We start from the raw sequence: 25,901 nt of genomic DNA, 5'->3' as shown, positions 1-25,901 counted from the left end.
ACACCATGTGGTCACCAGTGGACAGTGCTAGGTTCCCATGTCACCCCCTATCACCAGAAGTGAATCTTCAATGTTATAGAGCTTAGGCTGATTCGCCTTGATGCCGATACCGACATACATCTTCGGAGTCGCCTTCCCTATCCGTACGGTCTTCTTGGTTATCTGATACCGTTTCATCAGATATGTCAAGAAGCCATTGAACGTACAGCCAAGGCGCTCGCCGATGCCGTTCCGTAACCGACTCGTAACGAATTCCATCAGCTCCGTTGGAGAACACCTAAATTCGGCGCCGACGTCGAAGTATTCCATCAACGAATCATACACGTCTTCGTGTTCGTCGCTCATCTCATCGTTATGTTCCAAGATGGAATCCGGCACAATGATACTAGCTCGTGTCGGACAAAGCTCTGCGTAGACGTCACGGCACTTGAACAAGAATCCGCTGAACTCCTCTTTAAGCCTATCACCGAAGGAACTGTCCCCAACGAGTTTCGGTCGGCCAGAGGCGTCGCGGATTACATTGCCATTAGCATCCTTCGCAGCAATCTGCTGTATGATTTCATCAGTCATCTTGGGCTTTATCACAATAACACGACTGGTTTCATGCAGAGCGTGCGTGTCAATGGACAACATGACGTTACCGCAAGCGATTATACGGCAACAGAGCCTCGTCGAGAACGAATTGCGCCCCTTCAACTCGATTTCGGCCATGCCGCCACCCAAGATCATGTGCGGTTTCTCGCCCTTAAACAAATAACAATTCTTATTGTCGTCTATCGTAATAAACCTTTTGTCGTATACCTTTGCCAAGGCGAACTGGTTGCAGAGACTATCCTTCTGCAAAGCGACACACAGTTTCTCGCCAAGTCCATTAAATATGGCGTTAAGGACCACGGACTTGCCACTGAAACCGTCCTTGTCATAGATATACAACGCTTGACGACCTTTGTTATCGGCATCGAAGATTGACCACACGTACGCCATAAACACCTTGGCCTCATCATCAGTAAAGCGTTTCAGCCAGAACTCCCATGTAGGACACGGCGAATCACTTACAATCGCGTCGAGGTCCAAGTAATTCAAGGCAGGGACATTCGGGTCATTGCTGTAGACGACTGGCATCGGAACCATGTTCGCCGGATTCGACGCTATGACATCTGGATGCTCGACAACGAAACGCAGCGGGTCTACATAATCACTTTGGCGACCAAAGAACGCTCCAATCGGCTTCGACACCTTGCAAACCTCATTCTGCTCGACGGCAATGACCAGATTAAGTGTCTCATGGGTCAGCATAGTCGTAGGAAGATGTCCAACACACCATTCCGCGAACTGGTCAGAATCGGTCAATTCAGCCGCCTTACGCGTGGATTCGGCACAAGCCTCTTGAAAATCAGCGTCAATACAATCCTTTAACGATTGCGTCTCGTTCACCTTGATTGACGCACACAGCGCCGACAACCGAGCCAGTTCCATTCGAACAGTGCCACCAGACGGCATCGGATACATGCGATTGTTTGGAGCTTGCACTATCACCAACGGCGAACCGTCGGTCGGATTGATGGCACACTTGAAGCATGAGAACAGCTTATTGTCGAGCCCATTCCACTGATAGCTTCGACTGAACAATGGCGAGACGACTGGGACAATCTTCTTATTATCTTCCCAGCTAGCCCCGCGCATCTGCTTTCGGTATAGCACCCCGATATCATGCATTGTCACGCCGAAGCGTTCAACACTCGCCTTGGCAGCGTTATCGTTCAACTTCTGGTCGGCATAAAACAAGTGCTTACCATCAAAATGCAGATTGGCCTCTTTCAGCTTCTCTGCGAGTTCCGAGTACGTTTGAAACTCATTCATATAATGATTCCTTTTGGACCACCGCACACTGATACGAATGCGACTAGACCAGAGTCAGCATCAGCGTACACCGCAAGATTGCTCTGCGGTTACAGCTAAGCTATTTGTTTAACAATAGTTAGATGTCCCTTTTGGTACGGCTGAATCATGTTCCATACCAAGGACAATCGACCTGACCCTGCATCGTCTAGGATTTCATCGACTTACGTTGTCGCCACGGGCTAATAAGGGTGCCAAGGATGCTTTACGTCTACGCTGGATTCATCAGCGCACGACTTCCTTTAATGGTGGAAGTCGGATGCCATTTGGATTTCAATCACGCGACAAAAGATAGTACATTCAAATTTGAAATGCAAATTCACGGTTTCAAGCCCCAATAAGGGTCTCAATCCGCAATGTCCGTACACCTATTGTCAAGTGTTTGCCCCAAATATAGAACAGACGAATTTGAATTGCAAATTCGTCTATTTATATGCAATTAACGCCGATGTACGGCATTAAGCGCCATCATAATGCATTATAAACCGCTAAATGCTGTTATCCAATACCCACAAGACATTGACAAGCCCTTACAATGAGAAAATAGGCTAAGGCAAAGAATGCTATTCATTTGCCACTATCGAAACCTTCTATAATAAGAGGCGCCCCAGCTCCCATGTAGGGGATTGTTCGCGCCAAGTCGCCTAATAGGTCCGCGGAGTCCGCGTCCAGATCATCGTTCGATGCGTCTGGACGCTCTTCTTTTAGGCGGTTCCTTATTATGTCAAGGATTAAGCCTTCCTCATAAACGGCTATCACCTTATCGAACTCGTTACGGTATGTACCCACTAATGCAGACTCGAAGCCTTCTAATAAGGATATCCCATCACCGGTATCACGGTCGCGGACTTCCGCGACGCAATCCCTAATAGGGCACATTGGGGACTTGACATTATCATTCATAGTATTACTCCTTTGCCAACAGTTTATCGGTGTTGTTTCTGGTATAAGCCCTATCCTATATCAAAACAATTACTATATTGGGGTTATGTCGTAGGACTCTATGTCGCGACGTACAGCCGACTTCCACATGGCGCAAAATAGACTTCCACGTAGGAATTGTCGGACCAGTTGGGCTATGGACTGGCCGAATCCAGTCGACTTCGTCACAACTGTCGTACTCGTTCTCGTAGGTTCTCCGATATCGTAAGACGGCGCGTACGGTGCCATAATTGCCGGAATCCGGCAAATTTCGGCATATATCGCACTGGATGACCGTCCATAACATTAATGACGATATTAGTTCGAACTGTTGCTGACTCTGGCCGGATCATCGGTCTGCACCAGGTCTGAATAGGTGGAACTTTGGACAACTCCAATATGGAAGTACACCGTGCTATAGGACATACAAAATCACGTATTTTCTGCATAATAATCTTATATATTCCTATTGGAGCCTAATGGAATAGGCCTTTTTATTATATTGTCTCTAAAAGACGATAATACCGTATGGTGATCAAAGAAATGAAGATTTTGCAAAAAAACAGATCAGGGATAATTTGGGCGCTGCTCGCGGTCCTAGCGTGTGTCGCTCTCTTTTTCTCGGGCTGTGCGGCTGCCAAGAAACTTTCTGCGGCGGATATCCTTTCGAAGACAAAGCTGGAATTCGTGAGCATGTCTTTGGATTCGGCTACGCTGAACAAGGATCTTTTCCCCAAGTCCGATGACCTGATGAAGGGCCTTTTGCCAAATCCGCATGTGGTTGCCTTGGTGCAGGATTTTGCCCGCGGAATCCTCGAGAAAGAAATCGGCAGGGCTCATTTGACTGTTGGCCTGAATGCCAAGAATACTGGCAAGGATACGCTCTGGATTCGAGGCTTGATGGCTAATTTGGTGCTAGATTCCCTGATGGAACTCCCTGTAGCGCTTCGTGATTCTGTGAAGTTGGTCCCTGGCGACAACCAGGTGATTCTAGTGACAGAAATGCCTATTGATCGCCGTATTTTTAGGCTCATGGACGTCAACGTGGTCCATATCGTGGGCCGTATGGATGTGGCACTGAAGGCTCAGGCTGAAGCGTTCACGTTGGATTTTGATATGGATCGTAAGATCAGCCAAGAAGAAAAGCAGGCTCTTGCCGACAAGGCCCGCACTTCGGTTTTGGACAATATTGTAAGCGATTGGGTAGGAGCAATCGGATTTTAGAGGATGCTATGCGTACTTTTGTACCTGAAAATTTTAATGTAGACAACGTTAAGGAAGTTGAAAATTTATACCAGAGCCTTCTGGACGAAAACGTCCCGAACTCCCCCGAGGCTTTGCGAGCCTGGATTCTGAAATGGAGCGAACTGGGCTCGGTTCTTTCGGAAGTTTCTTGCCGCCGTTACGTGGCCATGACCGTAAACACCAAGGATGAAGCGGCTGCCAAGGCCTACGAAGACTTTGTCAGTAACGTAGATCCAATTTCTAACGAGTTTAGCGACAAGCTGAATAAAAAGTTAATGGCCCACCCCGCCAAGGATCAGCTGAAAGGCGAATTCGGCGTGTGGTTCAAGAGTGTGCAGGTGTCCCTGGACCTGTTCTCCCCCGCCAACATTCCCCTTGAAACCGAAGAGACCATTGCCATTCAGGCTTACCAGAAGATTACCGGTGGCATGAGCGTGGAATTCGATGGCGGAATCAAGACCATGCAGCAGCTGAGCGCTTACCTGGAAAAGACCGACCGCGACTTGCGCGAACGCGCCTTCCGCACCATGTGGGATCGTCGCCTCAAGGACAAGGACGCTCTCGATGCATCCTTTGACAAACTTTTCCAGATCCGCAACAAGATTGCAAAAAACGCTCATTGCAAGAACTTTATCGACTACATCTTCTTGGCCAAGCGCCGTTTTGACTACACCCCTGCTGACTGCAAGAATTTCCACGAGAGCGTCGAAAAGCTCGTGCTTCCGCTCCTTAAAGAAATCTACAAGAAGCGTGCCGAAAAAATGGGTCTCAAGACGCTTCGCCCGTGGGATTTGAGTGTCGATCCGCTGAATCGTGCTCCGCTAAAGCCCTACAGCAATGGCGACGAACTTATCGAAAAGGTGGACCAGATTTTTGAATTGATTCACCCGCAGGCGGGCATATGGGCCCGTGAAATGCAGGCGAAGAAGCTTATCGATCCGGATAGCCGTTTGGGCAAGGCTCCGGGTGGCTACCAGATTGGTTTCGACGAAAGCCGTCTCCCCTTCATTTTCATGAATTCGGCCGAAACTGACCGCGACATCTACACGCTGTTGCATGAATCGGGCCATTCCTTCCATCAGTATGCCCTGGCAAATCAACCCATTCTCGCCTACCGCGACGTTCCGTCTGAATTCGCCGAAGTGGCAAGCATGAGTATGGAACTCATTGGCATGAGCAACCTGAAGCCTTTCTACGGAGATGATGCCGAGGCCATTCGCCGCAGTATCGAAGGCGAACTGGAAGATGTAATTTGGCTGTTCCCCTGGGTGGCAAGCATCGATAGCTTCCAGCATGAACTTTACAGCCGTCCGAACCATACGGCCAAGGACCGCGAAGAAATCTGGAAGGGGATCATGGATCGCTACGATGCAGGCGTGGACTATGCCGGGTTGGAAAATGTCCGAAACAACATGTGGCAGAAGCAGCTGCACCTGTTCGAATGCCCGTTCTACTATATCGAGTACGGAATTGCGCAGCTTGGCGCGCTCCAGGTGTGGGCAAACTTTAAAAAAGACCCGAAAAAGGCCATTGATGACCTGTTTAGGGCCGAAAGTTTGGGCGATAGCCGCCCCCTACCGGAGCTTTTTGCCGCCGCAAACATCAAGTTTGATTTCACTGCGAAGACCATCGAACCGCTTATGCAGGTCGTGTGGGATGAATTAAATTAGACGAAAGACCGGCTCTTCGAGCCTACAGACGAAAGACGAGTGAAAAAAATGCATTTTTTTCGTAAAAAAGCCCAAAAACGCTTGACAAACGAAAAATAAAATGGTATATTTGGCGCACATCCTGGAGGGATGGCCGAGTGGTTGAAGGCGCACGCTTGGAAAGCGTGTTTACCTCACGGTAACGAGGGTTCGAATCCCTCTCCCTCTTCTAAAACATTTTCAGAGGTACCTTAATGGCTGAAGAACAGAGAGTCTATCTTGATGACATTTACGCTAACGAGCAATGTCAAGGCTCCGTTTTCCGTGCAGTGGTCATGATGGCTCAGGAAGCCCGCTTTGTGAACAAGCAGGCTACTCAGGGTTATATCACTCTTACCAAGAAGCCGACCACCATCGCCATGTACAAGTTCAAGGAAGGCAAGCTTTCTATCTCCGACAAGAAGGCTAACGATCAGGCTGAAGCAGTCGCCGTTGCCGAACCGGAAATGACTTCTGAAAACGTGGCTCAGGTTTCTGCAGCAGCAGATGACGCTTTCGGCGCCTAATTGCTTAAACCTTAGCAAAGAAAATTGAAAAGCGGCTCGATTGAGCCGCTTTTCTTTTTTTTCTCCCTCCCCCTTCTTATAAGACCGCTCGCGCCCAGTCACCTAAGTACGTCCCCAGAGCGTTCGCTCTCGCCGCCACGACTCATTAAGATGAGTCGCTTGCGGCTCACGGTACAGACCGCTCGCGCCCAGTCACCTAATTACGTCCCCAAAGCGCTCGCTCTCGCCGATTGCTTAAACCTCCGCGCTTTTGCGGTAGTATGCTTCCGGGAAAGCCTTGGCTGCGCATTGGTTGCAGAGCATGCGGAGTCTTGCTTCGGCGACAGAAGTCACCCGAATCTGTGAGCCGCAGTCGGCGCACTTGGCCAAGAAAACCATGGACAACGGCGTTGTCTGCGTTTCGACATTGCTGCACTCGCCTACCCTGCGAACAGTGTTGCGGAATATGATTTCCCCGTTGGCGTTCTGGACAATTTCACGTACGATACAGCATTCGAAGCTGCGCCCGCGGCGATTTCTCATGCGGGTGTTGAAACTTGAATTGACCGTGTCGTTGCGGAACTTTTCCCAGTCGCTTATGTAGCGGTACAAGTCCGTTACATAGTGCCACTGCAGTTCCGACGGTTCAAAGCCGAACATGCGGCAAAAGCGCCTGTTGCCGCTGAGAAGGCGGCCATGTTCATTAACTTCGAAATATGCAAGATCGATAGTGTTCATCATTGTACGCCTCCTCTTTGATAGTACCTGTACAGTACATCGGCTGAAGTGATTGCTTTTTCACCCAATCGCACATCACTCAAGGTCATATCAATTTCTTTATCCCCAAAAACAAACGGTGCTGTCGAGAAATTTTGCGAGACATAGTCCTGCAAATAGATTTCTGCGATTTTAAAACCATCCTTGTAAAGCGTTAAGTAATGCCCGTTGAAAACTCCCGTAAGCGAAATCGTCTTCCCGACTTCCACGGTGGCAGTAGAGATGACTGCATCCTTGCAGTAGAACTGTCCGTACTGAGCGATGTACAGGGCGAAGGACGGTGCTTCGGTTCCACATTCGCCTTTAATGATCGCAAGGCTTACAATTCCAGTTCCGGATTCGAACTTGCCAAAGATATTCTTGCGGTAATAGTCTTGTTTGTCTATAGAATCCAGCTTAAATGTTGCTTCGATGGTCCATTCCGCATACCATTTGAAATCACTATAGGGATCTTCTTCAGTCGAACCGTTTACGATGCTTGTCCAATGCTTAATGGTGCCGTAGTCGGATTCATGAGGCAAATCGTTGGAGGGAACACCCGCAAGCGAATCGAGGTGCCCCATATATTCTATTTGACTCGAAGAACTGTGTCCGCCGTCAGTCGCACCGTTAGAATCCGAGGATTCTGGATCAGGTTCCGGATCAGGTTCCGGATTCGGAGGTGGAACAGGATTGCCGGTGGCCGGTTCGTCTTTATATACGAATGTCTGCAATTCGGGTTCATTGAAGTCGGAGGTGTCAACGAGGGAAATTGCAGAAGACGGTACCGGTCCAAGCAAATCCGCGTTAGCTCCAATCGTCAGCAGGTATGCTACACCGTCGGAATTGCCGGAGGATACAATCATCTGGTATGTTCCAAGGGGAAGTTCCTCCAGTTTAAAATAACCGGCTCCATCGGTTTTTGTCGTTATGCTTTTGCCAGAAGCCATGATCGTGATGTCAATAGGTTCACCGTTGGTATTGTTCAACTTGCCGACAAACGTTTGGGTATTGTCTATTTCTTTGTCATTTATCGGGGTGGGCTCAGAGGGTGTTACATGACACGTATCTATATCGTGTACTATGATATAATTATGACCGGAAGGAGGGGCTATGTGAATGGAGTTTTGGGCGGAGTCGACAATGGGATCTGTATCTTGTACCGCATTGTTTGTGTTTTCCTCCGAAACTCCTAATTCGGGATCAGCAGCTGCAACGGTGTTTGTTTCTTCGTCAACGCCGCCGGCCCAAAAGACTCCACATGCCGACATAGTGAATGCGACAGAGGCGAGCGCCCAAAGTTCAATGCGGCTAGCTATTTTAAACATCTTAAGCATGGCGTTCCTCCTTCGGCAAAGTGCGTGTGAGGGGGAACAGCTGCACGTTCAGACGATAAACTCGTTCTTCGCCAGAATCTTCCATGACGATGGAGCTGATGCGGCGACGGAAATCGGCAATTTCCTTCGTGATCTTTTCAAAAGCGGTTTCGGAAATACCGATTGTAAGGCCGGAAATATCGCGTTCTTTAACAGGAACCTGGTCGAGGCTTTGCACGCCGAGCTCGCCCATTTGGCGATGCATTTCGCGGATGGCCAGCGAGGTGACATCAAGGTTGCCTGTGGTTACCGAACGAGAATTTTGATTGTAACGGCCCTGCTCGTCTTTGACAAGAAGTCCGTTCTTTTCCAGTAATTTCAGCGAATTTTTGACATGAGATGCGTCGCTATCAAAGACGAGCTCCCCCGCCATTTGGGCGGGGGTTGCGCCGTTTAGGCGCGGGGCCATTTCGCGAAGAACCGGATTCAACCAGCTGCCATAATAATCGTACTGATCTTCACCGACAAGTGCAAAAGCGTTTTCGTTGGCAATCTTGCGTAATTCAGCAAAAATTTTTTTCTTGGCGATGGAAGACTTTTCTTGGTTGAATTCCACAAGAAGTCTAAAATACTGCAAGTCGACACCGACAAGTCCCATGGCCGAAGCGACACGTTCAATGCCCGCTTCGCTCAAGTTTGCCTTACTGTCGCAAACCAATTTCAAGAACACCGGCGAAGAATACCCTGCCGCTTTTGCAAAATCACGCCAAGTAAAACCGAAGCGTTCTTTGTGCTCGGCATAAAAGTCGCGAATATAGACGCGGTAGCTGGTGTATTCCATTACGGGTTTCATGTTCTTGAATATATATTCTTTTAGTTATAAAGTCAATAGATTATGATACAAAAAGTTTAAAATTGTTTAGAAATGCTTGAAAATGGCCTTACTTGTGCTAAAATGGCGAATTTTCTATGATACAACTGAGCAAAAAACGATGATACATATCATCTGAATTGCTTTTTGAATGTTTGCTGTCTATCGTGAGCAACAAACGCCTCGTATTAACGAGGCGTGGTTGACGCCTACGGCGTCCGCGGCTTCACTCGGTCATGAAATTATGCTGGCATAATTTCGCGACTCTCGTTTTGCACGCTTTTGCGAGAGCGAGTGGTTTGGGGACGTACTTAGTATGATTGGACGCGAGCGGTTGAGTAATGGGTCTTTTTATCTTCGTACATGAGGGCATCGGCTTCGCGCATCGCCTTACGTACATCTCCCCCGTTTTCGTCGTGGTAGAACCCGATAGCGAAACTCACGTTGCCCTTGACCTTGGATTTTTTGCGGAGCGTTTCGACTCTAGCTTCAAGGCTTTCCTTGGGAACATCGATTGCCACGACGACAAATTCGTCGCCACCTGCACGGTAGATTTCACAATCCGAGAAGGTCTGCTTCAAGATTTCTGCGGCGCTCTTCAAGAGGGCGTCGCCGGCATTGTGACCTTCGTTATCGTTAATGGGCTTAAGACCGTTCAAGTCTGCAAAAACCACGGAAATCGTCCTGTAGTTGACTTCGCCACTTACAAATTGAAGCACCCTGTTGTTCATGGCGTTTCGGTTATTCACGCCAGTCAGGAGGTCTTCATTGCTCAAGAACCTAAGGCGCTGCACCAACTTGTAGCTGGCCACTTCAGAGGCAATAAAGAAGGTCACCAGTTCAAGGGTTTCCTTAATGCGCAGGACTCTGGAGGTATCAAAGTTAGTCGCCCAAATGAACCCGATAAATTCGTCATTGTTCGTCAATGGCAGCAGGACAATGCTTTTGACACAGGCATCTGTCAACGATTTGTACCAGTCCGGGTTTTTCTGGCGAATAATTTCCATATCCGCTTCGTTCTGGATAATCAGGCAATTGCTTCCCTTAAGTATTTCAATCCAGGATTCCGCGATATAGATATATTCGTTGTTGAATACCCTATCAAGATCTAGCGGAGGCATTCCTTGCCTTCGGGCACAGCTCAAAATGGAGCAGGTTCTCTCCTTGAAGTCGGTCAACAGAACACTGCAGGTGCTCGCTTTGCAAATGGTGCGAACGTCTTCAATCACCTCGTCCATGGTTTTCTTGAAATCCTTTGAACCGCGCAGCTTGATGCATGCCTTGAGCACGTTTTGCGAAATTTCAGAAGAAAGCCTTGTGGAGGTGTCAAGGTCTTCTTCGGGCTGGATTTCAATGGTAAAGACGCAATAGCCCTTTTCGTCGTCTTCGACATCGACGGGCATCAAGAATTCATTGATGCAAAAATTAAAGCGTTCCGGGCGAATGTAGGCATGAACCGGCTTATGCAGAATGGCGCTCTGGTAAACGAACTTCTCGAAGTTCAGTTCCTTTTCCATGTACCGTTCATAATTGGAGCCCGGAACAAAAGTCTGGGTGAATACGGAATTGCCGTCCTCGTCTTTTCTTTCCATGGACTTGATATAGATTTGGTTACCCGCTTCGATGCGGATAGTCCCGATACTTCCATCGGTACGCTTTTCTACCGATAGAATACTCGTCATAGTCGGAAAAGATTCAACGAATTTTTGCAATTCTTCTTTTTTCATTTTCGTCTTAATTCAGGGAATCGGTCGTAGTATTGTTTTTTGTCTTCGTACATAAGGGCGTCGGCTTCGCGCATTGCAACACGGATGTCGCCACCCTTGTCATCATAGTAAAATCCTACCGCAAAGCTGACATTTTGGGGGTCCGCCGAGTCCTTCCGGATTTTTTCGACGCGCGATTCAATCTCTTTTCTAGGTTTGTCCAAGGCGATAATCACGAACTCGTCGCCACCGGCTCGGTAAATTTCACACCCTTCGAATGACAACTTGAGAATCAAGGCGGCTTCTTTCAGCAGGCAGTCTCCTGCGTTGTGGCCTTCCTTGTCGTTAACAGGTTTAAGCCCGTTCAAGTCGGCAAAGACAATGCCAATCGATTCAGGCTTGCGCTCGCGACCGGTAACCATACGGAGAACTCGGTTGTTCATAGCGTTACGGTTCAGGACTCCCGTCAACAAGTCTGTCGAACTCAGCATTTCAAGGCGCTGTAGAAGTTGATAGTTGGCAATTTCTGAGGCTATGAAGAATGTCGTAAGTTCAAGAGTTTCTTTAATGCGGTCGGTATCCTTGGTGTCGAAGTTGGTCGCCCAAATGAATCCGACCGTCTCGCCATTATACTGAAGCGGGAACAGAACAAGGCTTTCCACTTCGGCGCTTTTTAACGACCTGTACCAATTGGGATTGCGCAGCTTGACTTCGCTCATGTCGTTTTCGTCTTGAATGACTAGACAATTGCTTCCGTCAATGGTTTTAAGCCAACTTTCGGCGTATTCAATGAAGGAATCGTCCAAAAAATTCTTGAGAGAATGTTGCGGCACGCCGACTGCAATATCTTCGCTTAAAAGACTGCAGGTCCTTTCTTTAAAATCAGTAAGCATGACACAGCAATAGCTTGCTTCGCAAGCGGTGCGAATATCATGGATGATTTCATCCATCGTTTTCAGGAAATTCGTAGAACTACGAAGCTTGATGCAGGTCTGCAAGACTTGTGATGTTGCCTTGGCAGACAAATTCGTCATCTGTTCTGTATTTGCTTCGGTCGAGAGTTCTTGGGTGTAGGTACAGTAATACTTGTCAGGATCGTCAATATTTAATGGAAGGCTGAAAATGTTGAACCAAATGGGGTAACGGTCCGGGTGGATATAGGCGTGCATTGGTTTTTTGTTGACTGCGCTGGCTACAACAAAATGTTCAAAGTTTAAATCCTTCGGGAGGTAGGTCGTGTACTCGCATCCGGGAACAAATCCATTCTCGTCTTTCATGGCTATGGGGGCATTTGCTTTGTCAAAAGAAGCAACATATGCAGGATTTCCCACTTCGATTCGTATTTTCCCGTAAGACCCGTCAGATTTTTTTTCGACAGACATGATACAGGTCATCGAATCGAATTGATTCACATATTCCTGTAGATCCATATTAACAGCCCTCCATGTGTATTATGTCTGTGACATTATCCTTCTTTGTGTATTATAATAGCACTTTTTCAAAGAAAAAGTGCTTTATTTGTAAAAAAAAATAAGAGTTTTTTTATTTCAAATTGGAATATTCACAGGTGAAACGCTATTTGGACAGGTCCTTTACGACCATGATTCCGCTGCGTTCGATTTTGGGGTACTGGCGCATGCCTTCACCACCACGCCCCTTGTCGAGCACCTCCAGAAGCTCACCCTTGGTGGAATACAAATGCAATTCCCAGGGGCCATTCGGGGCGTTAAAATAGCCCGAATTCTTCTGCACATTGCGCTGGAAGGTTCGGTTGAGGCGGTCTTCTACGCTGCGGGCCTGCACAAGCGAAATATCGCTGAGTTCCCAAGAAATTGGTACCCCGCCCATATCGTAAATCAACAAGGCATTGGGGTCCGAATCTTCTTTCATGGTAAACTTCCAGCTAAAGCTCTGCCAGCTGGTACTCAAGTCCAGGATACGGCCGTTGGCGTAGGGCGTATATTCTTCGGAATCTCGCTTGATGTTCACATTCAGGGTGCGGGGCTTGTCAGCCTTGGCGCGCATGCTGAAAATGTAGGTGATACCTTCGCGGAGCGAAAGTTTCTGCTTGAACTGCAGGTTCCAGGATTCCTTGCCTGCCTTCTTGATGTCAAAACGGACAACGCCCTTCGTGACCTTGACGTCGGCCTTGCCGCCCCAGAAGTCCACTTGCCAGTTGGTCAGCGGTTCGTCGGCAGAAAAATCGCCATTTTGGATCAGGTTTGCATCGATTGCCTGGGAGCCTGTATCAAAATTCTTCTCTTGAATGAATGTCGGAATGACGCTCGTGTTCTGGATGCCGTTCGGGTTATCGACGCAGACTTCCTTGCCCCAGCCCACCAGGGTATTGAATGAGCTGTGGACTGTCATATCCATTTCGGGGCTGTCGAAGTTACCCGGCCCCCAGCTCCAGGCGAGCCAGCCGATGCTCAGGCGTTCGGCTTCGGCCATAATGAACTTATACGGGATTTCCTTGATATCGCCAGCGGCAACAGGAGCGAATTCGCCCACGATAAGCGGCAGATTCTTTTCGACAGAGGCTTCGAGTACGCCGCGGATTCGGTCTTGAACGGTAGCGTAGCCCGTAGCTTTCGGATCGTGACGTTCCGAGGGCCACCACATATGCAGCGAGAACAAAAGGTTGTGTTCCGGATCGGCCTGCAAAAGCTTGGGGCCAACTTCAAGCAAATTCTTTTCGCTTTGGCCCCATTGGTCGGCGTCAATCATCAGCGGAATGCGGATGTTGGCGGCGCGCATCCTGGTGACAATGGAATTATAGACGGTGAAGAATTCGTCTGCGGACTTGGATTCTGCACCCGGTTCGTTACCGATGTTCAGAATCAAGTACTGCTGATGGTTCGAAATCATCTGCACCGTTTCTTCGCGGAGCCAGAAATCGACAGCATCGCCCAGGCGTTCCCAGTTGCCCGTGGTATCGTGAATTTCGGGAATGGGAATCATTCCGTTAGCGATGCACTGCGCAATAATGTTGTCGAGGTCGCTCACGCGGCCGCGGGTATTCCAAACGATTCTTACGCAATTGGCTCCCGTCTTGGCTATTTCGGGAATGGTTTTTCCTTCGCGGTCTGTCCAAATAAACATATGGTTGATTCCACGAAGAATCACCTTTTCGTTATCTTTACTGTATAAAAAACGATCTTGTACAAAAAAGCCAGGTTTTGCCGAAACCATATTCATAGCAACTATTTCTCCAATATTTCCAAAAGAAAAATACAATTATTTGCAGAAACAGGGGCTTTTTTTTTGAAAAACTGCAAAAAATTGGTTGGAAGAATATCAACAAGAGCTCATTTGTCGTTCTGGCAAGTGGTTCCAATAGCGAACAGGCAGGCATCTCCTTAAAAGTTTGGGGTTTTCGCGCTCCTTGATGGCGATTGACTTGTAATAATCCTGCCAAAGGCGGACCATTTCGTCGGGCGGAGTGGCCTTGGTGACTGCATCTAGGTTCGGAATGGTGATTTCTGCAAGCTGATGGCCCGCGTAATACACGCCGTAACCGCGTTTGGAATCGTAAATCGCCCACTTTTCGTTGGCGAATCGCCCGCGAAAGTGCCCCACAATCATGTCCAAAATGTCATATTTGGGTTCAATTTCGGCGAAATACGTGCCGTCAGATGTCTTGCTGAAGCGAACAAGCCCGAGCATTCCGCCAGCTTCGTGACGCACGGCACGTGCTGTCATGAACAGCGGGAGCATTTCGTCGGAGGTCGGGTTCTTGGCGTATTTCGGATCCTTGCCGTCAAAAACTTTGCGTAGATAGGCAAGAATCTTCATCTCGATGCCCTCTTCTTCGGAGCGGAACGCTACATGCAAAAGTTCCAAAATATCAGCGTTTGTGTAGTTTTCGATAGCCCGCTTGAGCCTGGCCGCTTCTTCTTCGGATGTTTCGATGCGGAAGGGCTGCATAAACAGGTTGCATGGCGATGTACTGCGGTCGCCATGAATCTCGCCCACTTCCAGGTGCTGGCGGTAAATCTCGAATACGACACTCAAGAAGCCGTCGAAAGTGGAATCGTAAGAAATAGAAAGCATGGTAGTAGACAGTAGGAAGTAGACAGTAGACAGTAGACAGTAGACTATTGGGAGTTGGCTGGTTTAAGCGGGGAGTGCAAGGGGTTGGTTGGAGAACAAATCTAGCTGCAAGGGCTGGGGCTTGGGGAGCAGCAAGGGCCGCACCATTTCGGGGTAAAGCCTGCGCAAACAGGCGGGAGTGTCCGGGTGGTAAATAAAGTACTGCGCCCGCTTGAGTACAACGCCCATTTTCTTTAGATGTTCTAGGCGGATTTTAGAAAACCTGCGCCCCGAAGCGATCAATTGCGCTGATTTGACGCCGATTCCAGGCACACGCAAGAGCATTTCGTAGTCGGCAGTTTGGATGTCGATGGGGAAAAATTCCGGGTGTCTAAGTGCCCACGCCGCCTTGGGGTCTAGCTCCAGGTCCAGATTCGGGTGCGCCTGGTCGACTACTTCGTTGTAGCCGAATTTATAGAATCGCATAAGCCAGTCGGCCTGGTAAAGCCTGTGTTCGCGCAGCAGGGGCGGCTTTGTCGTGAGTGCAGGCAGGCGTTTGTCGGCGTTGACCGGTACATAGCCCGAAAAATACACGCGCTTCATTTGCTGCTGCTTGTAGAATCCGTTAGAAAGGGTCAGAATTTGCAAGTCCGACTCCCCCGCTGCTCCTACAATCATCTGCGTACTTTGGCCTGCCGGTAAGAATTTAGGCGAATAGCGGCATCGCTCGCTCTTGTACTCCAGTTTCTTTTCGGCAAGAAAGTTCATGGGCGTCATGATAGAGGCGTGATTTTTTTCGGGGGCCAAGTATTGCAACGCCCTGTCGGTCGGGATCTCGATATTCACGCTGCTGCGGTCGGCATAAAGCCCCGCCTGGTACAAAAGCTCGCGACTTGCACCGGGAATTGCCTTCAGGTGAATGTAACCGCCAAATTTGTGGACGGTGCGCAACTCCTTGGCGACTTGAATCAGCATTTCCATGGTGCGGTCAGGAGACCCCACCACCGCAGAACTCAAGAAAAGGCCCTCGATGTAGTTGCGTCGGTAAAACTCAAGAGTCAAGTTGATGAGTTCCTTGGGCGTGAACGTGGCCCGAGGGATATCGTTACTGCGGCGGTTAATACAATAGGCGCAATCGTACTTGCAGGCGTTGCTCATGAGCACCTTCAAAAGCGAAATGCATCGCCCGTCCGATGACCAAGTGTGGCAAATTCCTGCACTACAGGCACTCCCGAGCCCGCCCTTGGGGGCTTGTCGCTTAGATCCGCTCGAAGAACACGACACGTCGTACTTGGCCGCGGCCGAAAGAATATTCAATTTTTCGCGAACGTCCATAAATGCCTTTTTGTTTAGTTGCACCTTTGTTCACTACTAAATATAAGTACAACTGCACAAAAAAGCAAGATGTCGGTAAATTATTTTACTTTTTTTCGATGGTTACCTTTTTCCATTCACCATATTCACATGTATAATATCCGTCATCAGATTCGACAAAATATTTATCTAGAATAATGTCAATGGGGCAATAACCCAATTTGGAGTCATAAGTACTTTTCAGCCATACATTTTCGCCATTCCGGCTCCTTTGTTCATACAAATAGTAATTCATTTGACCGTCTAATTCATACGAACACGTGTCTCTGACAGACATGTTTTCTGTTGGGCAATAATATTCCAATTCAGTTATTTTGCTCCAAGCTCCATCAAAACAACGATGATAAATGGTTACGATGTTTGAATCGTCTCCATACGTCAGTTTTTGTTTTAAACTGTCGTTTTCTGCATTGCATTCTGGATTTGCGTTTGCAAGACTATCAATATCGTACCAAGCTCCGTTGCCTGCGTATACGTATCTTTCAGTGGGAAGGCCATTTTTGGAAAGGATACAAACATCCCCTTCTGCTTTATCAACGGTATCACAGAGAACATTTGATTTTCTTTCAACCCAAAAGCCTTGCTCACATCGATAATATGTTGGAGGAATCGTCGCGATAAATGTTGAATCGACCAGGCCTTCATTTTCAGCATTGCATTCCGGAAACTCGTCTACAAATCTATTCATGTAACAATAAATTCTTCCTATCGACGGACCTTCCATGCAATTCTTGCGATAGAGGGAACTCTCTGTTTCCAAAGACGAACTGTATTCAATTTCGTCATCGTAACTAGAAGAGCTTATTTCATCATCGCTAGATGAGGTCAATTCTTCGAAATAGGACGAGCTTGAGACGTCCGCAATTGGTTCTGGTGAAACAATCTTTTTATCGTCACCGCAAGCCGTAAAGACGAGTGCAAAGCCGAGGGCGGTTTTGCAAGCTAATCTAAGCATAAATTATCCTCCAATTCCTGTAATTGCGTCAAATATACAAAAATTGGGGATGTCGAAAAATATGGATTTGGAAAATCAATTTAGATGTTGGAGCCTATTCCCAGTATATTAAAGTCGCCCTTTGATCCAGATTTTGCCTGAATTCTGATAATCACTTTGACGAGCCGACGGGCCGCCTCTTCTCCTGATACGGTCAAGGCGTCTTTGCTTTTCCAGGTAGGTTGCAAAAAGTCACTCCATTCAAAACAACTAGATTTCCCATAAGATTTTCCCAGAAATTCTTCTGGAAGCGCGTATTCCATTGCTTTGTCAAGGGAATCACCCATGCTAAGTTGCACATTTGCGGACGCTCCAGAAAGGGTAAAAGCGATACAGATGCCTTGCCAATTCGATACGTCTGCGGACAACGGATTTCCACTAGAATCAAAACCGGCAACATAGAATCCAATTGTTATAAAAGGATCATAAGAAAGATCACCTTTGTCTAAAGCAAACGTACCGCATAGACCGTTACATTCTTCAATGACGGGGATGAGAGATTGTCCGTCCCAATCAATGTCCATGTATTCAAGACCCCATTGAATGGTGGATTTTCCGCCATCAGAAGAATCTGTCTCCAAGAACCATGTTCCTGCTTTTTCTCCAAATACGGACTTGTCTTCGGCATATCGGTCAGTCTGAATTAGGTCGTAATCGTAGGCCGGGTACCACAAATCACCGCCACCGGGTCCCCCACACGGTCCGCCATTTGTCTTACACAGAACGGAATGCGATGAAGAACTTGATTCCGGAATAGGAGGCTCGCTAGAACTGGATGTCAGTAAAGGTATTTCCGAACTTGATGACAAAATCGAAGGTTCTGTTGAACTTGAAGATGTAATCGGAAGTTCAGCTGAACTGGACGACAGTTCGCGTATTTCGGCGGACGAAGCGGGTATCTCTATCGAAGAGCTGGAAATATCGTTCTCCGCTGTCAGTACATTGGGTTCTTCGGCAGTTCCCGAAACCGGAGAATTTGTTGATTCTGAACAAGCAAGCATGGCAAGCGAGAAAATTCCCGCACATGCCATATAAAGTTTCTGATTCATCTTAAGCCTCCTTGGAACCCTTGACTTGCTTGGTCAGAGGGAATAGTTGTAAATTTAACCTGTAAACTTGATCAAGTTCGTCGCATTCCGTGGCTATAGCCACAATTTTCTTGCGACAGGCGTCAAGTTCTTCGACAATCTTTTCGTAGGCTTTATGGTTCAAGCCCATCGTAATTCCGGTCACGTTACGTTCGCTGGAATCGAATTTTTCTAGAGAATCGACAGCGAGGCGGCCCATTTCGCGGTGCATGGTACGAATGGCGAGTGGAAGCCCTTCCTTGGAACCGATGACGGACTTTTCGGTTTGCACGTAGGTTTCTTCACCGATTTTTTTCAGAAGTCCTGCTCGCTCTAAAAACAGGAGCGACTTGCGGACTTCGTAAGCAGAAATTTCCTGGTTGCACATTTTTGCAATTTCGCCCGGCATGGCTCCCGGCATCATGGGTGCAAGTTCTCGCACTACCGGATTTTTCCAACTGTCGTAAAATTCGAATGCGGTTTTGTCGACGATTCGTACTTTGTGTGCCGTTGCAATGGCTTGCATTTCGTCAAAGTAGCGTCTTTTGACATCGTCTTTTTTAGCATTGCCAAAATTGACCATTGCCTTAAAGTAATCTACTTCGAATCCGACGAGTCCAACTACTTGAGCAACGCGTTCTGAGGTCACTCGACTCAAGTTTGTTTTGCCCTCGCATACCATTTTAAGGTACGATGGAGAAACGAAGCCTGCTATTTTCGCAAACTCACGCCACGAAAACACTGAAGTATGCTTGCGTTCTTCATAGTAATCACTTAAAAAAGCGTGATAATCTTGATAGTCAACAATAGGTTTCATACTATCAAATATATATCCGCGAAAATTGGATGTCAATGTTTTATAGTACAAATATTCACTTTTTTATCAAAAATCAACAAAAAATGTTGTTTCAAAACGAGTTTTTTTTCTATATAGTACAGACTGTGCTATAAAACCCAAAACGAGACAATCGTTGTATGCGATCACAAAGACGACAAGGGAATTTTTTATTTTATGGGTATGCAATTCGTTGAAAAGTTACGGGAAAAACCCGCTGTTCAGAAATTAGAGAAGTTTTTTCCGGCTATAGCGTTTTTGGGCGGTTTTGCTTGGGATTCCATTACGCTAGGCCAGATGGTTTATGGCTCCGATATTCTGATTTTGCTGGCCTACTACACCGGCGCTCTTATTCTGGTAATCTTGCTTTCGGCGCAATTGGAACACCCTGAAGGCTGGACAACGGAACGCTTGCAGGCGCTTGCCAAGGCGCAAGCGAAACCGAAGCCTGCCGCAGTCGCACCGAAGGCGACAAAGGTTGCACCCTCCCCTGCGGAAGAAAAATCTGAATCCGCAGAACCTGTTTCTGAAGATTCCGTTTCTGAAAATCCAGATGTAAAAATCGAAGAATCTCGCTTTAGAAGGGCTGCCGCATTCATCGCAGAAAAAACACCCGCCCGCGCCAAAGAGGCCGCCAACCGCGCCGCCTTGGAAGCGAAAGAAGCGACAGCCAAGGCCGCGGCCCTTGCGTCTGCAAAAGCCAAAGAAGCGGCAAGCCGTGCCGCCATCGAAGCGAAAGATGCCGCTGTCAAGGCGAAGGGGGCTGCCACCAAGTTCGCCAAGAACGTGGGTTACGAATCTACGGCAATCCCCGAAAATGCGATTGTCGTGCGCCACCGTTTTTTGGACCGCGAATGGAGCGAAACCTGGAAACAGCGCTTTACGTGGGCCGTGCAATTCTTCTTTGGCGGCCTGTTTAGCGCCCTGGTGGTATGCTACTTTAAGAGTAGCGGCTCGCTCGCCTCGTTCTTGCTGGTAATTTTGCTTGCCATTTTACTTGTGGGTAACGAATTTTTGCAGAAAAAATACGAAAGCTTCGGCGTGAGCCTTGCGTTCTTCTGCCTTTTGGGCACCATGTTCATGAACTTTGCCATTCCGCACTTGGTTCACCGCATTGGGTTCATTTGGTTCTTGATTAGCACGGTGCTTTCGTTTGGCTTGTGCTTGTTTATCTGGAAGATTTCGCACCGCAAGAAGTCTATTCTGGTGGCCCCGGCGCTCATCAGCATTTTCTTGATTGTGGCTTACATTATGAACTGGGTGCCGCCTGTACCGCTGGTGCTCAAGCAAAAGATTGCCTGCCAGAACTTTGACAAGGCAAGCTATAGCTGCGATGTAGATGACCCGAGCTTGCTGCAAATGATTGGCCTCAAGATTCCGAGCGTGCATCGCGTCGACAGCAGCGAAGTCTACTTCTTGACATCGGTCTATGCGCCGGCAAAGCTCAAGGCCGAACTTGAATATTTGTGGTATTACCAGGACCCGAAAACGGGCAAGTACATGCTTACGGACCGTATTTCTTCTGGCCGCATGATGATTAACGGCGGCCGTGAATCCGGATTCAGGACGTTTACCCGCAAGAAGAACACTCCTCCGGGCAAGTACCGCGTCGAAATCGCTTACAAGAACGGGGCCGTGATTGGTTCGGGAACCTTCGAAGTCTTTGGCGAACCGCCTGAAGACGGTTTTGTTCGTGACACCCTCCGCTAATTTCTATATTTGAATTATGAACGATTTAGAAAACGATCCTATCCTTAACGCTAGTTCCATTAACAGCGAAGATTATTGGTTTCTAAAACTGAACAACAAAGATTTGCAAAATGAACAAAATCAAGACAGCAACACTGCAGGGCAAGTGGACGGGCAACAGCCAAACCAATAACCAGTGGTACGTGGACCAGGCGCTTGCGCTCAAGGGCAAGGGAATCGACCTGGTCGTTCTCCCCGAAATGTTCCACACGCCGTATTTCCCGTTCGAGGAAAACGCCGACTTTTTTGACATGGCTATCGAAAAGGATAGCGAGATTGTCAGGCAGTGGCAGGGAATCGCCAAAGAAATCCACGCGGTCATCGTTTTCCCGTTCTTCGAGAAGCGCGCCCGCGGCATATACCATAACAGCGCCTTCGTTTTTGAACGCGACGGTTCGATTGCAGGCCTTTACCGCAAGAGCCACATTCCCGACGATCCGGCTTTCTACGAGAAGTACTACTTCATTCCGGGTGACACCGGTTTTGAACCCATCAAGACGAGCGCCGGTACACTCGGTGTCCTGATTTGCTGGGACCAGTGGTTCCCCGAAGCGGCCCGCATCATGAGCCTGAAGGGTGCAGACATTCTGATCTACCCCACTGCTATCGGTTGGATGAAGTCCGAACCTGCAGAAATCTACCCGCGTCAACAGGACAGCTGGGTCACGGTGATGCGTGGGCACGCCATTGCGAACCGCACCTTCGTGCTTTCGGCAAACCGTATCGGCACCGAAGGCGAACTTACCTTCTGGGGAACGTCTTTCGTGGCCGCACCCGATGGCTACTTGATTCACAAGTGCGATACCGATTTCTTGGGTGCAAGCATTGTAGAAATCGACCTCAAGGAAACCGAAGAAAATCGCCGTTGGTGGCCGCATTTCCGCGATCGCCGCGTAGACCTTTACGGTGACATTCTCAAGATTTGGTGCGATAAGTAGAACGGGCTTCGCCCTACAGACGAAAGACGAGAGATGCTTTTATGGCAAAGACTTCTGTAAGATACCCTGCTGAATGGGAAGAACAGGCCGCTACTTGGCTCGCATTCCCGCACAACAAAAAGAACTGGTACGGTGAACGCGGAGAAATGATCCGCAAGTTCTATATTGATTTAATTCGCACGATCAGCGAATTTCAGCCCGTAAACGTGCTGGTTCCTAAAAAGGATTTTTTGACGACGGAAGAAAAAATCGCCGTTGCCGACCGCCCCTATCCGGCCAGTTTCTTTACCATCAAGACAGACGACATCTGGATTCGCGATTACGGTCCATTCTTCTTGAAAAAAGGGAAAGAAACGATTGTTTCGGAAACGGTCTTTAACGCCTGGGGCGCAAAATTTCCGCCCTGGAAAAATGACAACGAAATTCCCGCACGAATCGCCGACATTTTCGAATACAAGAAGGGCGTAAGTGTCCCCTACATTTTTGAAGGTGGAGCCATTGAAGTCAACGGCGACGGTCTCGGTATTACCACACTGGATTGCCTGACGGGCAAGAACCGCAACGATGCGAAAGATATCAGGAAAGTGGTCAAGGCCCTTTGCAAGGCATTCGGGCTCCGTGATATGCTGGTACTCCCCCACGGTTTGCACGGCGACCACACCGACGGACACATCGACAATGTGGCGCGTTTCGTGGCGAAGGACCGCATCGTGATGTGCGAAGCAACAGACAAGCGTTCCCCGAACAACGTGATTCTGACCGAAGCGAAGTACTTGATCGAAACCTGGCTCAAGAGCCATTACGGCAAGTCGGCGAAGGTCGATACATTGCCGCTCCCGCCGCAGCGCAAGCTCGACGACGGGCAGATTTTGCCGGCCAGTTACATGAACTTCATCTATGCAAACGGGGCGCTCATTTTCCCGAAGTACAAGTCGCCGAACGACGCTGTCGCCAAGCGCTACTTTGAAAGCGTGTACCCCGACCGCAAGGTCATCGGGCTGGACTGCCGCACCGTGATTGAAGAGGGCGGCAGCCTGCATTGCATGAGTAAGCATGAAAGTCTATAAGACCGCTCGCGCCCAATCATACTAAGTACGTCCCCCGAGCGCTCGCTCTCGCAACCGCCCCAGCTTAACGCCTGGGGCTTTGTTGCTCACAGAGACCGCTCGTTTTTTACATTGTCTCGTCTTCGAGGAGTTCCTGCACGTGTTGTGCGAAGGACTGCAAGCTCGGATCTCGCGCACCCATCAGCAGAATCGTGTCGCCGGGCTGGGCGTATTCCACCATTTTTTCGGCGCATTCGTTGCGGTCGGCGATGTAGATGGCTTCGCAGCCCTTGAGCAGGAGGTCATCGGCAAGGTCACCGGCGCTGATGTCGCGGGTGACGGTGCCGCCGGCGTAGTAGATTTCGCTGAAGAACATCACGTCGTTATCACGGTCGTCGTCAAAGTCCTTGGGGCGAAGCGTCTTCGCGATAAATTCCACAAGGTCTTTGCGCAGGAATCGCGTGGGGCCAAAGCCGTGAGGCTGGAACCAGGCGATGACGCGGCCCTCGGTAAAGTCCTGGGCGCTTCTAATGCTGGCGGCAATTTTTGCCGGATTATGCGCGAAGTCATCCACCAGAGTCACGCCGTTGAAGGTCCCTAAAATCTGGTGACGGCGGAACACGCCGGGGAATGTCGCAAGGGCATCGGCACAGGTATGCAGCGAGACTCCTGCGCGGAGAGCGGCGGCCGTTGCGGCCAAGGCGTTTTCCATATTGTGCTTACCCGGAAGCGGCACGACAAACTTCACCAGTTCTGCCTGGTGACGCACGCGGAACTGAATGGACGTGCCGACTGACTTGAAGTCCGTACCCTGCACGCCTACGTAATTTTCAAAGCCAAAATCGAATTCGCGACCGGCGCTGAACTTCTTGGCCAGCGGGTGCGCATCGTTTACAATCAGAATCTTGCCGTTATCAAGAATGTTGTGGCTGAACTTGAGGAAGATTTCCTGGAGTTCGCTCAATTCCTTGTGGTCCTTGTCCACATTCAAAATCAAGCCGATTTCGGGTTCGTAGCGCACCAGCGTTCCGTCGCTTTCGTCTGCTTCGACCACGAGCCATTCACCCTTACCGGACACGGCGTTACCGATCTTGCCTTCCTTCTGCAAATTCACGAGGCCCGCCCCCGTCATGACCGACGGCTGGAGGCCCGCATATTGCAGAATGTGATAAATCATGGCGGTCACGGTGGATTTTCCGCTGGTGCCCGAAACGGCGATGGTCTTCGCCTCTTTAGAAATCTTCGCGAGCATTTCGCTACGGTGCATTACCGGGATTCCCAGTTCCTTGGCGCGCTTGAGATCCGGGTTCGTATCTTCGATGGCGGTACTCACCACCACTGCAGAGAGGCCCGCAACAACGCCCGAACCATCCTGCGGAAAGCACTTGACGCCACATTCTTCAAGCTGGCTCATGACGAGCGGCTTTTCTGCCGCACCGAACTGGCGGTCCGAACCGCTAATAGAAACACCCTTGCCAACCAAATACTGGGCGATGGCACTCATGCCTACGCCTGCTACACCGATAAAAAAGTAAGATTCCATGTTAGGAAATGTAGTAAAACCTTGTATCCTGTCGCTCATTTTTCATTGAAGCAATCATCTTTCAGCAACCAACTACGATAGTAGGTCAATGAAGAAAACTTGTATTTGGGTTGCAAAGGGTCCTTTTTCAAACCATTAATAAAATCGTCAATATACTTTTGAAACTTTTCAACTATAAACATATATCGCTTCATTACTTCTGTATGCTCCCGTGAATCAATATGAGCTGGCATACCGATTTCATCATCATTAAAAATGATAACACTTTTGCTAAAATCTAATCCCGATGAAGTACGCTTTGATTTTTCACTTTCAAATTTATACGCATGCGTATGCTGAATATTTGATCTAAATGGAATAGCAAACCTAAAGGATCGATATTCCACAAGCAACACCAAATAGGGGCGGTTTTTCTTCACAAGAATTTCGGCATTATCTGCATACCGTTCATAGAACAAGGGTGAAAGCAGCATAACCTTAGGCATATTTTCTTTTTTCATAATTTCCTTTTTGGGGCATAACAAAAAAAGAAGCCGTTTCTATATAGATATATAAAAACGGCTTCATCTAATGAGCTTTCTTTTTTATCTCAGGTGGTCGCTCTACCACCCTGTCATCATTTTGAGCTTTCTTTTTTATCTCAGGTGGATGCTCTGCCACCCTGTCTATACCAAATATACATTATTGTTCGACAAAAGACAAGTGTAGAAGGAAAAATGCAAAAAATGGGGCAATGATGTTGTTTTTTGTTTAAATAAAAACAGTCGTATAACAGGGAATTTTAGGGAATTGTACCATTTTTGTCTTTTTACAATCAATTTCGACAACCAGATGACTGTCAAATTATATATTCATACCATGAACTTCTCGGATTCAAGATTCACGACGATTGCGCACCGCAATTTGTGGGGGCAGTGGACTTTCGTGTTCGAGAAATCCAAGTTGTGTAGCCTGCGATATACGGGAGAAGGTGTGCCAAGTTCGGTTCAAGCCTGCGCCTACGCCGAGCCTGATGTGATTCAGACTTTATCGTCGACGGTGGCCCGCGCCTACCGCAAGGCCGTGCAACAGCTTAATTTGTATTTAGCGGGTAAACTCCGCGAATTTTCGCTCCCGCTTAAGGTGTACGGCACCGATTTCCAGAAGAAGGTCTGGGAAGCCATCGCCGAGATTCCTTACGGAGAAACGCGCACCTACCAGCAGGTGGCCGAAGCAGTTGGAGAGCCCCGCGCCACGCGTGCCGTGGGCGCCGCCCTCCGCGCGAACCCGTTACAGATTATACTCCCCTGCCATCGCGTGGTGGGCAAGGGCGGAAGCCTGGTCGGCTACGCCCTGGGGCTCGACCTCAAGCGGCGTCTCCTCGTTATCGAAGGCGCAATCCCGCAGGAACTCTTATTAGAGTAAGCCTTCTTGCC

At 48.6% G+C, this 25,901-nt stretch carries 23 protein-coding genes and 1 tRNA gene; 9 read left to right on the top strand and 15 right to left on the bottom strand.

Translation table 11 applies throughout. The features are described from left to right. Positions 1–27: 27 nt before the first annotated feature. Together B9Y58_RS04025 and B9Y58_RS04020 are read right to left on the bottom strand one after the other, a co-directional pair. On the bottom strand, positions 28–1,785 hold the full coding sequence (locus B9Y58_RS04025; RefSeq protein WP_144066147.1) for a DUF5906 domain-containing protein: 1,758 nt from the start codon (positions 1,783–1,785) through the stop codon (positions 28–30). Between the two features lie 681 nt (positions 1,786–2,466). Then, a complete protein-coding gene (locus tag B9Y58_RS04020) occupies positions 2,467–2,802 on the bottom strand; it encodes a hypothetical protein (protein ID WP_073054422.1) in 336 nt (111 codons plus the stop codon). Positions 2,803–3,348: 546 nt separating this feature from the next. On the opposite strand from B9Y58_RS04020, the gene B9Y58_RS04015 reads away from it, so the two are divergent. The 4 genes from B9Y58_RS04015 to B9Y58_RS04000 all read left to right on the top strand — a co-directional run bounded on the left by B9Y58_RS04015 (position 3,349) and on the right by B9Y58_RS04000 (position 6,280). Beyond that, positions 3,349–4,044 carry a hypothetical protein gene (locus tag B9Y58_RS04015; RefSeq protein WP_073054420.1) on the top strand — a complete coding sequence of 232 codons (696 nt, stop codon included), beginning with the start codon at positions 3,349–3,351 and terminating at the stop codon, positions 4,042–4,044. 8 nt (positions 4,045–4,052) lie between these two features. Further along, entirely contained in the window at positions 4,053–5,735 is a 1,683-nt protein-coding gene (locus B9Y58_RS04010; RefSeq protein ID WP_073054418.1) for a M3 family oligoendopeptidase, read from the top strand. 123 nt (positions 5,736–5,858) lie between these two features. Beyond that, a tRNA-Ser gene (locus tag B9Y58_RS04005) sits at positions 5,859–5,943 on the top strand. 25 nt (positions 5,944–5,968) lie between these two features. Then, a complete protein-coding gene (locus B9Y58_RS04000) occupies positions 5,969–6,280 on the top strand; it encodes a hypothetical protein (RefSeq protein WP_073054417.1) in 312 nt (103 codons plus the stop codon). A gap of 234 nt (positions 6,281–6,514) precedes the next feature. On the opposite strand, the gene B9Y58_RS03995 is transcribed toward B9Y58_RS04000, so the two are convergent. The 11 genes from B9Y58_RS03995 to B9Y58_RS03945 form a co-directional block, all read right to left on the bottom strand. After that, entirely contained in the window at positions 6,515–7,000 is a 486-nt protein-coding gene (locus B9Y58_RS03995) for a PAS domain-containing protein (RefSeq protein ID WP_073054415.1), read from the bottom strand. After that, positions 6,997–8,352: a peptidase associated/transthyretin-like domain-containing protein gene (locus B9Y58_RS03990; protein ID WP_073054413.1), complete on the bottom strand. Its 1,356-nt coding sequence runs from the start codon at positions 8,350–8,352 to the stop codon at positions 6,997–6,999. Before B9Y58_RS03990 ends, B9Y58_RS03995 begins: the two co-directional genes overlap by 4 nt. Then, on the bottom strand, positions 8,345–9,184 hold the full coding sequence (locus B9Y58_RS03985; protein WP_073054411.1) for a TIGR02147 family protein: 840 nt from the start codon (positions 9,182–9,184) through the stop codon (positions 8,345–8,347). The genes B9Y58_RS03990 and B9Y58_RS03985 overlap by 8 nt, the downstream gene beginning before the upstream one ends. A gap of 329 nt (positions 9,185–9,513) precedes the next feature. Further along, positions 9,514–10,929, bottom strand: coding sequence for a GGDEF domain-containing protein (locus tag B9Y58_RS03980; protein WP_073054409.1), 1,416 nt, complete (start codon positions 10,927–10,929; stop codon positions 9,514–9,516). Then, a complete protein-coding gene (locus B9Y58_RS03975; RefSeq protein WP_085534763.1) occupies positions 10,926–12,338 on the bottom strand; it encodes a GGDEF domain-containing protein in 1,413 nt (470 codons plus the stop codon). The genes B9Y58_RS03980 and B9Y58_RS03975 overlap by 4 nt, the downstream gene beginning before the upstream one ends. Before the next feature lie 145 nt (positions 12,339–12,483). After that, complete coding sequence (locus B9Y58_RS03970) at positions 12,484–14,100, bottom strand: cellulase family glycosylhydrolase (protein WP_255370607.1); 1,617 nt, start codon at positions 14,098–14,100, stop codon at positions 12,484–12,486. Between the two features lie 105 nt (positions 14,101–14,205). Further along, on the bottom strand, positions 14,206–14,961 hold the full coding sequence (locus B9Y58_RS03965) for a TIGR03915 family putative DNA repair protein (protein ID WP_073054403.1): 756 nt from the start codon (positions 14,959–14,961) through the stop codon (positions 14,206–14,208). A gap of 63 nt (positions 14,962–15,024) precedes the next feature. Continuing rightward, entirely contained in the window at positions 15,025–16,275 is a 1,251-nt protein-coding gene (locus tag B9Y58_RS03960; RefSeq protein ID WP_073054764.1) for a putative DNA modification/repair radical SAM protein, read from the bottom strand. Positions 16,276–16,360: 85 nt separating this feature from the next. Then, entirely contained in the window at positions 16,361–17,269 is a 909-nt protein-coding gene (locus tag B9Y58_RS03955) for a hypothetical protein (RefSeq protein ID WP_073054402.1), read from the bottom strand. 80 nt (positions 17,270–17,349) lie between these two features. Continuing rightward, positions 17,350–18,357: a hypothetical protein gene (locus B9Y58_RS14355; protein ID WP_143154643.1), complete on the bottom strand. Its 1,008-nt coding sequence runs from the start codon at positions 18,355–18,357 to the stop codon at positions 17,350–17,352. Position 18,358: 1 nt separating this feature from the next. After that, complete coding sequence (locus tag B9Y58_RS03945; RefSeq protein ID WP_073054398.1) at positions 18,359–19,192, bottom strand: TIGR02147 family protein; 834 nt, start codon at positions 19,190–19,192, stop codon at positions 18,359–18,361. 201 nt (positions 19,193–19,393) lie between these two features. Here B9Y58_RS03945 and B9Y58_RS03940 point away from each other — a divergent pair, with 201 nt between their 5' ends. From B9Y58_RS03940 to B9Y58_RS03930, 4 genes are read left to right on the top strand one after another with little or no spacing between them, the layout of a single operon-like run. Then, positions 19,394–20,920 (top strand): DUF2914 domain-containing protein, encoded by a 1,527-nt coding sequence (locus B9Y58_RS03940; protein ID WP_158278313.1) that lies wholly within the window; start codon positions 19,394–19,396, stop codon positions 20,918–20,920. A 16-nt stretch (positions 20,921–20,936) separates the two neighbouring features. Further along, entirely contained in the window at positions 20,937–21,092 is a 156-nt protein-coding gene (locus B9Y58_RS14545; protein ID WP_158278312.1) for a hypothetical protein, read from the top strand. Beyond that, positions 21,031–21,897, top strand: coding sequence for a carbon-nitrogen hydrolase (locus B9Y58_RS03935; protein WP_073054394.1), 867 nt, complete (start codon positions 21,031–21,033; stop codon positions 21,895–21,897). Before B9Y58_RS14545 ends, B9Y58_RS03935 begins: the two co-directional genes overlap by 62 nt. Positions 21,898–21,938: 41 nt before the next feature. Beyond that, positions 21,939–22,964, top strand: a complete 1,026-nt coding sequence (locus B9Y58_RS03930) for an agmatine deiminase family protein (protein ID WP_073054392.1) — start codon at positions 21,939–21,941, stop codon at positions 22,962–22,964. 106 nt (positions 22,965–23,070) lie between these two features. Here B9Y58_RS03930 and murC read toward each other — a convergent pair whose 3' ends face one another. Further along, positions 23,071–24,486, bottom strand: coding sequence for a UDP-N-acetylmuramate--L-alanine ligase (murC, locus tag B9Y58_RS03925; protein WP_073054389.1), 1,416 nt, complete (start codon positions 24,484–24,486; stop codon positions 23,071–23,073). 35 nt (positions 24,487–24,521) lie between these two features. Beyond that, a complete protein-coding gene (tenpIN, locus tag B9Y58_RS03920) occupies positions 24,522–24,986 on the bottom strand; it encodes a type III toxin-antitoxin system TenpIN family toxin (protein ID WP_073054387.1) in 465 nt (154 codons plus the stop codon). A gap of 331 nt (positions 24,987–25,317) precedes the next feature. Between tenpIN and B9Y58_RS03915 the strand changes: the two genes are divergently transcribed. Then, positions 25,318–25,890 carry a methylated-DNA--[protein]-cysteine S-methyltransferase gene (locus tag B9Y58_RS03915; protein ID WP_233247827.1) on the top strand — a complete coding sequence of 191 codons (573 nt, stop codon included), beginning with the start codon at positions 25,318–25,320 and terminating at the stop codon, positions 25,888–25,890. The last annotated feature ends 11 nt before the right edge of the window (positions 25,891–25,901 follow it).

This window comes from Fibrobacter sp. UWB15 (assembly GCF_900177705.1).
Lineage (GTDB): Bacteria > Fibrobacterota > Fibrobacteria > Fibrobacterales > Fibrobacteraceae > Fibrobacter.
Note: the sequence above shows the minus strand (reverse complement) of the source record. Positions and strands in the feature narration are given on the sequence as shown.